Annotated in this window: 10 protein-coding genes; 5 read left to right on the forward strand and 5 right to left on the reverse strand. The window is 65.6% G+C overall.

The genetic code is table 11. From position 1 onward, the window contains the following. Positions 1-9 precede the first annotated feature (9 nt). Positions 10-1059, forward strand: coding sequence for an ABC transporter ATP-binding protein (locus tag ACE3Q6_RS10940; protein ID WP_374432270.1), 1050 nt, complete (start codon positions 10-12; stop codon positions 1057-1059). A 101-nt stretch (positions 1060-1160) separates the two neighbouring features. Here ACE3Q6_RS10940 and ACE3Q6_RS10945 read toward each other — a convergent pair whose 3' ends face one another. The 5 genes from ACE3Q6_RS10945 to ACE3Q6_RS10965 all read right to left on the reverse strand — a co-directional run bounded on the left by ACE3Q6_RS10945 (position 1161) and on the right by ACE3Q6_RS10965 (position 6224). Beyond that, entirely contained in the window at positions 1161-2159 is a 999-nt protein-coding gene (locus tag ACE3Q6_RS10945) for a cytochrome d ubiquinol oxidase subunit II (RefSeq protein ID WP_374432271.1), read from the reverse strand. Positions 2160-2164: 5 nt separating this feature from the next. Further along, the gene (locus tag ACE3Q6_RS10950) at positions 2165-3544 is read right to left on the reverse strand and encodes a cytochrome ubiquinol oxidase subunit I (protein ID WP_374432272.1); all 1380 of its coding nucleotides are present in this window, start codon (positions 3542-3544) and stop codon (positions 2165-2167) included. A 237-nt stretch (positions 3545-3781) separates the two neighbouring features. Further along, complete coding sequence (gene rbsK / locus ACE3Q6_RS10955) at positions 3782-4699, reverse strand: ribokinase (protein WP_374432273.1); 918 nt, start codon at positions 4697-4699, stop codon at positions 3782-3784. 1 nt (position 4700) lies between these two features. Continuing rightward, on the reverse strand, positions 4701-5153 hold the full coding sequence (locus ACE3Q6_RS10960; RefSeq protein WP_374432274.1) for an RbsD/FucU family protein: 453 nt from the start codon (positions 5151-5153) through the stop codon (positions 4701-4703). Between the two features lie 21 nt (positions 5154-5174). Beyond that, positions 5175-6224, reverse strand: a complete 1050-nt coding sequence (locus ACE3Q6_RS10965; RefSeq protein WP_374432275.1) for an ABC transporter ATP-binding protein — start codon at positions 6222-6224, stop codon at positions 5175-5177. A gap of 287 nt (positions 6225-6511) precedes the next feature. Here ACE3Q6_RS10965 and ACE3Q6_RS10970 point away from each other — a divergent pair, with 287 nt between their 5' ends. The 4 genes from ACE3Q6_RS10970 to ACE3Q6_RS10985 all read left to right on the forward strand — a co-directional run bounded on the left by ACE3Q6_RS10970 (position 6512) and on the right by ACE3Q6_RS10985 (position 10952). After that, a complete protein-coding gene (locus tag ACE3Q6_RS10970) occupies positions 6512-8140 on the forward strand; it encodes an extracellular solute-binding protein (protein ID WP_374432276.1) in 1629 nt (542 codons plus the stop codon). 190 nt (positions 8141-8330) lie between these two features. After that, positions 8331-9434 (forward strand): carbohydrate ABC transporter permease, encoded by a 1104-nt coding sequence (locus ACE3Q6_RS10975; protein WP_374432277.1) that lies wholly within the window; start codon positions 8331-8333, stop codon positions 9432-9434. 11 nt (positions 9435-9445) lie between these two features. Next, complete coding sequence (locus ACE3Q6_RS10980; RefSeq protein ID WP_374432278.1) at positions 9446-10411, forward strand: carbohydrate ABC transporter permease; 966 nt, start codon at positions 9446-9448, stop codon at positions 10409-10411. An 85-nt stretch (positions 10412-10496) separates the two neighbouring features. Then, the gene (locus tag ACE3Q6_RS10985; protein ID WP_374432279.1) at positions 10497-10952 is read left to right on the forward strand and encodes an RbsD/FucU family protein; all 456 of its coding nucleotides are present in this window, start codon (positions 10497-10499) and stop codon (positions 10950-10952) included. Positions 10953-10960 lie beyond the last annotated feature (8 nt).

Genomic DNA, 10960 nt, shown 5'->3' on the forward strand with positions numbered 1-10960 from the left:
GGGGGTGCCATGAAAGGTTCCGTCCGCTTTGAAAACGTGACGAAGACGTTCGGCGAGGTGGTGGCGCTGAAGCCGCTGTCGCTGGACATCACGCCCGGCACGCTGGTCACGCTCCTTGGCCCTTCGGGCTGCGGCAAGACCACGACGCTGCGGCTGATTGCGGGTCTGGAAAGCGCCAGCGAGGGGCGCATCCTGATCGGGGGCGAGGATGTCACGCATCTGTCGGCCACCTACCGCCGCGTCTCGATGGTCTTCCAGTCCTACGCTCTGTTCCCGCACATGACGGTGCTGGAGAACGTCGGTTACGGCCTGTCGGTCAAGGGCATGGCCAAGGGCGAAGTCAAGGCGCGGGCCGAGGCGGGGTTGGAGACGGTGGGTCTGAAGGGCTTTGGCGCGCGGCTGCCGTCCGAGCTTTCGGGCGGGCAGCAGCAACGCGTGGCCGTGGCGCGGGCAATCGTGCTGGAGCCGGAGGTTCTGCTGCTGGACGAACCGCTGTCGAACCTGGACGCTAAACTCCGCCGCCATGTGCGCGAGGAGATCCGCCAGATCCAGCAGCGTCTGGGACTGACGGCCGTCTATGTGACCCACGACCAGGAAGAGGCGATGGCGGTCAGCGACCGGATCATCGTGATGAAGAACGCCGAGATCGCGCAGGAAGGCACTCCGCATGACCTGTACGACCGGCCCGCGAACGCCTTCATCGCGGATTTCATCGGGGACGCGAACCTGGTCGATGTCGAGGTCGTCCGGTCGGGCGCCGAGACGGAGATCGCGTTGCAGGGTCGCCGGTTGCGCCTGCCGCTGGCAAGCACCACGACCGGCCCGGCCAAGATGGTGCTGCGCCCGCATCACATCCGACTGTCGCGCGATCCGGGGCCAGAGCGCATTCCGGCCGAGGTGACCTATGCCGCCTGGCTGGGCAATTCGGTGCAATACACGCTGAGCACCGATGTTGGCCCGATCTTCGCCATCGCCCCGCCGCAGCCCCTGCCGTTCCAGCAGGGCGAGAGCGTGCAGGTGGGCTTTGCACCCGGGGATGCGCGGCTGGTGCCCGCCTGATCCGGCGCGCAGAGTTCGGGGGTTTGCATTCGCGGGACAACACCGGGATGGTCGCATTGGCGCAAGATCGGGCCGGTTCGGGCCCGATATCCGGACCTTGTTCAGTCGTAGCGCAGGGCCGTCGCCTTGCCGCGGAAGATCCAGTAGCTGAGGATGGAATAGGCAAGGATTGTCGGCAGCACGATCATGGTCCCGACCAGGATGATCGCCAGCGACTCCGGCGCGCTTGCGGCCTCATAGATCGTTATGGCCTCGGGCACGATGAAGGGAAAGAAGCTGTAGGCCATTCCAGCAAAACCAAGCGCGAAGAGGAGGATCGTCGCGACGAAGGGCACCCAGGCAAGCCGGTCACCCTCCATCGGCAGGCGCCGCAGGTGCCACCAGATCAGGCCGATCAAGAGGGCCGAGGCGGCCGGCAGGGGCGAGAGGTAGAGAAGCTGCGGCAGTCCGAACCACTTGTCGAAGATCCGCTCGGACACCAGGGGCGTGGCGACAGAAATTGCCCCCATCCCGGCGATAACCCCGAAGATGCCGCCCCTGGACCAGTCGACCGCCTTGCGCTGAAGCGCGCCGTCGGTCTTGGCAATGAGCCAGGTTGCCCCGATGAAGCTGTAGGCGATGGTCAGGAAGAGTGCGGTCAGGAGGGCGAAGCCCACATGCCACCAGGTGTAGCTGAGGCCCATGATGTAGAGCCCCAGCATGAAACCTTGCGACAGGCCGGTCATCAGGCTTCCAAGGAAGAACGCGCCGTCCCAGGCGCGCTTGTGCTTCAGCGCCGCCTTCGCGCGGAACTCGAACGCCACGCCGCGCAGGATCAGGCCCACCAGCATGATCGCCACGGGCAGGTAAAGCTGGGTCAGGATCGCGCCATGCGCCACGGGGAAGGCCACGAGCAAAATTCCGATGGCCAGCACCAGCCAGGTCTCGTTCGCGTCCCAGAAGGGGCCGATGCTGGCGACCATCGTGTCGCGCTCGTCCGGCGTGGCGAAGGGGAACAGGATGCCCACGCCCAGGTCGAAGCCGTCGAGGACGACATAGATCAGGATCGACAGCCCGAGGAGCGCGGCGAAAATGAAGGGGAGGTCGAGGCTGGCGAACATCCCCGTCACTCCGCCGGGACGGCCATGGCTTCGCCGCCCTTCACGCGCTCATCCTTGGGCAGCGGTTCGCCCTTTGCGGCCTTGCGCGCCATGTAGGTGATGACCCCCATGTAGGCGAGGATCAGCGCAGCATAGACGGCCAGGTAGATCACCAGCGTCGACAGGACCATCGGCGCGGGCACATCGGCGACGGCGGCCTCGGTCGTCAGTACGCCCTGCACCAGCCAGGGCTGGCGGCCGATCTCGGTGGTGTACCAGCCAGCAAGTGTCGCGATCCAGCCCGAGAAGGCGAGGCCCGACATGCCGTAGAGGTAGACCCGCGGCATCGCATCCGCCCCGCGGCGCCAGAGAAGGAAGGCCCCCGTCCAGCTGGCGAGAAGCATCAGCATGCCCACGCCCACCATGATCCGGAAGGACCAGAAGACCGGGGCTACGGGCGGGTGCATGACCTCGCCCTCGGCGGTGACGAAGTCGTTCAGGCCCGGCACCACGCCCGCGGGATCGTGCTTGAGGATGATCGAGGCAAGCGAGGGGATGCCGATCTCGAAATGGTTGGTGCGCGCGGCCTCGTCCGGCAGGGCGAAGAGGAGGAGTGGCACATGGCTTCCCGTCTCCCAGTTGCCCTCCATCGCGGCGACCTTCTGGGGCTGGTGTTCCAGCGTGTTCAGGCCATGCATGTCGCCCATCAGGATCTGCACGGGGATCAGCACAGCGCCAAGGATTACGCCGACGCGGAACGTGGTGCGGACGCTTTCGCTGCGGTCCTTCAACAAGAGGCGCAGGGCGCTGATCCCGGCGATCAGGAAGGCGACGGTCAGGCCGCTGGCCAGCAGCATGTGGCCGAGGCGATAGGGCATCGACGGGTTGAAGATGATGGCCCACCAGTCGGTCGCATAGACGATGCCGTCGCGCAGTTCATAGCCTTGGGGGGTATGCATCCAGCTGTTCAGGACCAGGATCCAGAAGGCCGACATGGTCGTCCCGAAGGCCACCAGGGCCGTGGCGGTGGTATGCAGCCACCCGGGCACCCGGCTTGCCCCGAAAAGCATGATCCCAAGGAAGACTGCCTCCAGGAAGAAGGCCGTCAGGACCTCATAGGCGAGAAGCGGGCCCGCCACGTTACCCACAGTTTCCATGAAGCCTGGCCAGTTGGTGCCGAACTGGAAGGACATGGTGATGCCCGAGACGACACCCAGCGCGAAGGAGAGCGCGAAGACCTTGACCCAGAACATGTAGGCGTCGACCCACTTGCGGTCTCCGGTGGCGTTGAAACGCAGCTTGAAGAAGAGAAGCACCCATCCCAGAGCGATGGTGATCGTAGGGAACAGGATGTGAAACGAGATGTTCGCACCGAACTGGATGCGAGACAGGAGAAGTGCGTCCATCACCTTTACGTCCTTCCTGGGTCAGGTCCCTCTGAGGATGCAGGGTAGGTAGGCAGCTCCCCCGCGATTTCCAGCGCTTGGGCCGTGCCGCGGCATGCGGCATTATCGCACTGCAGCATTTGCGCCGGGACGGGTGGGGGGTGGTTTTCCGCGTGGCATGGCGATGGCCCGCGTCGCACGTGACGCGGGGCAGGGCAGGTCATCCGACCGTAGGGAGCGGCCCGAAGGCCGCCCGGGTCAGCGGGCGAGAAGTGCGTCGATCTCGGCCCGCGAGGGCATGGCGGGGGCCGTGCCCGGCCGGGTGACCGATATCCCGGCCGTCGCGCAGCCGAAGCGGACGGCCTCGATCACGTCCCGGCCTTCGGAGAGGGCAACCGCGAAGCCGCCGTTGAAGGCGTCGCCTGCCCCCGTGGTTTCCACCACCGGGCCGGCCGAGATCACCGGGACATGCACCGACTGGCGGGCGTCGTGGTAAAGCGCGCCCTTGTCGCCCAGCGTGATCACCACCGCGCCCACGCCTTTGGCGAGGAGGGCCTCGGCGGCGGCCTTGGCTTCCTCGACCGTGGTGACCGGTTTGCCGGTCAGCGCCTCGGCTTCGGATTCGTTCGGCGTGACATAGTCGCAAAGCGCAAGCATCTCGTCCGGCAGGCTGGCGGCGGGGGCGGGGTTCAGGATCGTGGTCACGCCGGCCGCGCGGGCAATCTGCAGCGCACGCAGCGCCGCCGGGATCGGCTGTTCCAGTTGCGTCACGAAGATCGCGGCCTGGCGGATGAGGTCGGCCTTGGCCTCCACGTCCTCGACCGAGACACGGCCCGCGGCGCCGGGCGCGACGATGATCGCGTTGTTGCCGGTGGCGTTCTCGATGAAGATGTAGGCCGCGCCGGTGTAGCTTTCGCGGTCGACCTTCACTTCGGGGACCACGCCCGCCTTGGCCCAGGTGGCCTGGGCGATGTCAGCAAAGGCATCCGCCCCGAGCCGCGTGATGAAATGGACCTTCCCGCCTGCCATCGCTGCGGCGACGGACTGGTTCGACCCCTTGCCGCCCGGTCCCAGCACGAAAGAGGTGCCAAGGATCGTCTCGCCCATCTTCGGCTGACGCTCGGCGCGGTAGGCGGTGTCGGCGACGAAGATGCCGAGGATCACGATGGGTTTCATCTCAAGCCTCCGGCGGGATCACGCCCTTGCGGAACATGAAGCAGCCGTAGAACCGACGCTCCCCCGTCTGGATCACGGCGTAGGATTTCCGGGCCATGTCATAGAAGGCGAAGCGCTCGATCCCGATCATCGGGCGGGGACGGCCCTCGGCGCGGTCGATCTCGGCTTGGACTTCCTTTTGCACCGGGGGAACTTCCGACGGATTGCCCACGACCTCCATCCGGCCCGCGAAATCGTCGACGAAGGTGTCCAGGGGCAGGACCGAGAGGATCGCGTTCACCGCTTCGGCGCAGGTCAGATTCTCCATCCGCAGAAGCTTGCCGGTCACCGTGGCCCGCGCGACCGAATCCGACGGAAAGTTTGTGTCTGCGACGATCAGCACGTCGCCGTGCCCCATTGCGCGCAGCACGGCCAGCACCTCGGCATTCAGCCGGTTGTCGATTCCCTTGAGCATGTGTCCTCCCTTTGGCGCGCCTTAGATGCGCTTGCCGGTCGCCTTGTCGAATAGATGCGCCACCGCGGCGTCGGGCGCCAGAGTGATCGTGGACCCCGGCCCGAAAGAGACACGGCTGCGGAAGACTGCCGTGACCTCGCGGCCCGGAAGGCGGACGACGACGTGGGTCTCGGAGCCGGTCGGTTCCACGACGGCAACGGTGCCGGTCAGGCCCTGGTCGGACTGGGCCAGGTGTTCGGGGCGGATGCCATAGACGACCTCGCGCCCGTCCTCGACCGTGACGCCGGGGGGCAAGGGCAGCGTCGCGCCCGCGATCTCGACCTTGCCGCCGACGATGCGGCCGTCGAGCAGGTTCATCGACGGACTGCCGATGAAGGCCGCGACGAAGGTGTTGGCGGGGCGGTCGTACAGTTCCAAGGGCGCGCCGACCTGTTCGATCCGGCCGCCCTGCATGACGACGATCCGGTCCGCCATCGTCATCGCCTCGATCTGGTCGTGGGTGACGTAGACCGTGGTGGTCTTCAGCCGCTGGTGCAGCTCCTTGATCTCGGTCCGCATCTGGACGCGGAGCTTTGCGTCGAGGTTCGAGAGCGGCTCGTCGAAGAGGAACACCTGCGGATCGCGCACGATGGCGCGGCCCATCGCCACCCGCTGGCGCTGGCCGCCCGAAAGGGCGCGGGGATAGCGGTCGAGATAGGGGGTCAGGCCCAGGATCTCGGCCGCGCGTTCGACCTTCGCCCGGATCGCGTCCTTGTCCATCCCACGCATCTTCAGCGCGAAGCCCATGTTCGCGGCCACCGTCTTGTGCGGGTAAAGCGCGTAGTTCTGGAAGACCATCGCGATGTCGCGTTCCGAGGGCGGCAGGTTGTTCACCCGCTTCGGCCCGATCATCAGGTCGCCCTCGGTCACCTCCTCCAGCCCCGCGATCATCCGCAGAAGCGTGGATTTCCCGCAGCCCGACGGGCCGACGAGCACCACGAAAGCCCCGTCCGGAATGTCCAGGTCGAGGCCGTGGATGACCTGCAAGCCGCCATAAGTCTTGCGCAACGCGCGGATCGTTACTTCGGCCAAACGCCCGTCTCCCTGGTGCCACGGGTCAAGTGGTAACCCAGCCAGGCGGGGTCTGTCCATCCGCTGACCATACTAACATGTTAGAAACTTGACAGGCCCCTGCCGCCGCGCGAAGCTGACCCTTGGGCAACTTGCCACAAGGGGGAGTGGGAGGAACCAACGACTGCCATTCCGCCTGCGGACCGCGAGAGAACCCCGAAAAGGGCCGGGTCCGGCGACGCTGATTTCCAGACACCAAGCCGTGACGGACACACCGTTGCGGGAACGTTCCAAAGGGAGGAGCTACCTTGAAGGTCGAACTGTACGAGATGATGTCCCGGTCGCGGCTCAGCCGTCGCCGGATGCTGCAGGGCACCGCTGCCCTGGGCGCGATGGCCGCGATGCCGATGACGGCCCGCATCGCCAGCGCGCAGGACAACGTCCGCGCCGAGATCCTGAAGATCCCCGGCGTGGGCATGGGCAGCCCCACCGATGCCGACTGGCAGAAGGTCGGCGAGATGTGCCTTGCCGCCACCAAGGCGAACGTGGCCGAAGGCGAGTTCGCGGGCGTCGAGCTAACGTTCCTCGGCCTCAACAACCAGAACCTGCACAACTTCCTGTTCCGCGGCTTCCTGAAGCCTTGGGAGGCCTATACCGGTGCCAAGATCAACTGGATCGACCTGGCGCAGGCCGACTACAACAGCCGTCTCCAGCAGTCGATCGCGACGGGCACCGTCGACTTCGACATCATCGAGATGGGCGCGCCCTTCGAAGGCGACACGGCCGGCAAGGGCCTTCTCGACCCGATGCCCGACTGGGTGGCGACGCAGATCGAGGCCGACGACCTTGTGGGCTACCTGAAGCCTCCGGTCGGCACCTGGGACGGCAAGACCTACCGGATCACCATCGACGGCGACTGCCATACCTTCAGCTACCGGAAGGACTATTTCGGCGAAGGCGCGATCGGCGGGGCCGAGGTGCCGAAGACCTGGCAGGACGTCAACGCGGTGTCGAAGGCGCTGGTCGGCCAGACCGACCCGCTGACCGGGCTGCCGGCCTATGGCTACCTTGATCCGCTGAAGGGCTGGGGCGGGTTCGGCTTCTACTTCATCGCCAACCGGGCGACCGCCTATGTGAAGCACCCGGACGACCCGGCCTGGCTCTTCGACCCCGAAACGATGAAGCCGCGGGTGAACAATCCGGGCTGGGTCCAGGCGATCCAGGACGTGATGGACCTGATCGCCACCGAAGGCGCCTATCCGGCCGACCAGATCAACGCCGACCCCGGCACCACGGCGTTCAGCCAGTTCCTGGCCGGAACCGGCTCGATGCTGATGTGGTGGGGCGACGTGGGCTCGAACGCGCGCACCTCGGACACCTCGGTCGTGGGCGACGTGGTGGGCTTCGGGATCAACCCCGGCTCGACCCGCCGCTACAACGCGGCCGCCGGTGCCTGGGAGGAGACCGCGAACGAGGCGCCGCTGATGGCCTATATCGGCTGGGGCATCTACGTGACCTCCCGCGTGTCGGGCGACGAGAAGAAGCGCAAGGCGGCCTGGTCGGCGGCGGCGCACCTGGGCGGCAAGGACCTGTCGCTCTGGACGGCGGCCTATCCCTCGGGCTTCCAGCCCTACCGCCAGTCGCACTTCCAGTACGACGAGTGGGAAGCTGCGGGCTATGACCGGGCCTTCGTCGAGGACTACCTCGGGTCGAACGCCGACAGCTACAACCACCCGAACGCCGCGATCGAGCCGCGGATCCCGGGCATCTTCCAGTACTACTCGGTGGCCGAGGACGAGTTGGCCAAGGGCTTCGCCGGGCAGTATGCCAGCGCCCAGGAGACCGCGGACGCCATTGCCGCCGCCTGGGAGAAGATCACCGACCAGATCGGCCGCGACAGCCAGATCGCGCTGTACAAGGCGTCCCTCGGGATGTGACCTGAACATAGGGTGGGCAGGATTGCCCACCCAACCTGATGCGACGCGTCGGACAACCGGCGCGTCCTTCGTCATTTCCGCGCTGGCGACTTTGGGCAGGGCTGGTCGCTACCTCCACGCCAACACCCGCGCCTGCATCTTCGTGCCGGATAGCGCTTGCGTCCTGTCTGGCGCCAGCTAACATGCTAGTATGAGCGGCAGCGATCACCTTCACGTCGTCACCTCGGACGACATCTCGGACAGCCGTCGCCGGATGGGCCAGATGCTCGTCTGGGGGTCGGCTGCATTGATGGCGCTTGTCGCCCTTGCGCAGACCGCGCAGCAGATGGGCTGGCAGGACTTCGGCTTCACCACCTGGCGGCCGACGCTTTACGCCTACTGCCTCTGGGCCACCTGCCTTTGCTGGGCGCAGGTCATCATGCGTGGCGAGCAGGGCAAGCGCACCCTCTTCGTGCTTCCTGCGGCTCTGTTCGTCGTCTCGCTGACCGTCTTTCCGCTGCTCTTCGGCCTGATCATCGCGTTTTCCAGCTGGAACCTTTCCAGCCTGGAGGGCCGCCAGTTCAATGGCGTCGCGAACCTGGTGCAGATGTGGCACGACCCGTTCTACTGGAACGCGCTCGGCAACATGGTCATCTATGTCCTTGCGATCCTTGTGGAATACGCCATCGCCTTCGGCCTGGCGCTGATCCTTGCGGGCCAGATCCGGGCGCGGAAGTTCTGGCGGGTGGCGTTCCTGATGCCGCTGATGCTGTCGCCGGTGGCGGTCAGCTGGATGATCGGCAAGTCGATGCTGGAACCCCGCTTCGGCCCCTTGGCCCGGCTTGCCCGCGCCATGGGGATCGAGAACCCGAGCTTCTTCGAGAGCCCCTGGATGGCTCAGCTGACCATCATGATCCTGGATGCCTGGACCTTCATCCCCTTCATGATGATCATGCTCCTCGCAGGCCTGCAGGCGATCCCGAAAGAGCTGCAGGAGGCCAGCCGCGTCGATGGCGCCACGGGCTGGAAAAGCTTCTGGGAGATCACCTTCCCGCTGATGTTGCCGGTGTCCGTGACCGCGATCCTGATCCGGATCATCTTCAAGCTGAAGCTCGCGGATATCGTCATCACCGTGACCTCCGGGGGGCCCGGCGGGGCGACGGACACGGTGACCAGCTTCATCTTCCGCGAATATCGGGAACGGTCCAACGTCGGCTACGGCACCATGCTTGCAATGGTCTACCTGGTGCTGATCGTCATCGCGATGACGCTGCTCATGAAGTTCGCCAACCGCCTGACGAAGCCCCGGACCTGACGAGGGACATGATGACCGATACCCCCGTCCAGATCTTCCGCGACAGCGACACCGACCGTGGCTTCCGCATGAAGTGGTGGGCGAGCCGGGTGACGATCTATGCCGTGCTGGTCTTCTGGGCGGTGATCTGCCTCTTCCCGATCTACTGGACCGCCACGACCAGCTTCAAGATGGCCCCGAACGTGATGCAGGGCCAGATGGTGCCCTTGCCGCCGTCCTGGACGCCCGAGGGTGACTGGGCCAAGTCGGTCTTCTACGCCCCGAAGTGGAAGGGCTGGGAATCGATCGGCATGTCGCCGCAGACGCTGCAGCAGGAAAGCACGGTGCGGGCCGAGTTCCTGAAGCGGTTCGGAAATTCGGCCGTGGTGGCACTGGTGTCCTCGACGCTGGCGGTGGTGCTGGGGGCTATGGCGGCCTATGGGCTGTCGCGGTTCCGCTACAAATGGGCCTGGATGAAGAACGACGACATCCTGTTCTTCTTCCTCAGCCAGCTGATCCTGCCGCCCGTGGTGCTCGCGCTGCCGTTCCTTGTCCTCTACAAGGAGCTGGCGCTTCTCGACACCCGGATCGGGCTGATCCTCCTTTACACCCTCTCGGTCCTGCCGATCGTCATCTGGATCATGAAGGACCAGTTCGAGACGATCCCGACCGAGCTGGAGGAGGCCGCGCTGGTCGACGGGTTGTCGATCTGGGGGGCGTTCCTGACGATCATCCTGCCCATCGCGCTGCCCGGCATGGTGGCGGCCTTCATCCTGAGCCTTGTGCTGACCTGGAACGAGTATTTCTTCGCGGCCCTCCTGACCTCGACCCATGCCAACACCCTGCCGGTGATGGTGGCGAGCCAGACCGGGAGCCAGGGGATCAACTGGTGGTCGATGGCGGCGCTCAGTTTCGCGGCGATCCTGCCACTGATCGTGATCGGGGTCGTGCTGGAGCGGTTTATCATCAAGGGGATGGCGGCGGGGGCGGTCAAGTAGTGTCCACGGTGGACAAATTGGGAAACCCTTGTGAAACAAGGACTTGGGATTTTCTGTTAGGGGTTTCTTAACCGATGCCGACGTCATGCTGAAAGGGATCGACCAGAGGCTTTCGGCCGAGATCGTCCATGTCCTGATGCTGATGGGGCATGGCGACGATCTGGTGATCTGCGATGTGAACCACCCCGCAGCGACCATCGCGGCCGAGACGACATATGGCCGGCTGATCGACATGGCGGGCTGCGATATTCCGACGGCCGCAAGGGCGATCCTGAGCCTCATGCCGCTGGATACCTTTGTCCCCGCTCCGGTCATCCGGATGCAGGTGGTGGGCAACCCGGACGGACAGGTGCCGATCTTTGCGCGGATGCAGACCGTGGTCGACCAGGCCGAGGGGCGTTCGGTCACCATCCAGGCGCTGGAGCGGTTCGACTTCTATGCCGCGGCCAAGCGGGCCTTTGCGATCATCCGGACCTCGGACTCCGGCCCCTATGGCTGCTTCATCCTGAAGAAGGGCGTGTTGGACCTTCCCGAATTGTAGGGTGGGCG

Origin of the sequence: Tabrizicola sp. (assembly GCF_041913445.1) — a bacterium.
In the GTDB taxonomy this organism is placed as follows: Bacteria; Pseudomonadota; Alphaproteobacteria; order Rhodobacterales; family Rhodobacteraceae; genus Tabrizicola.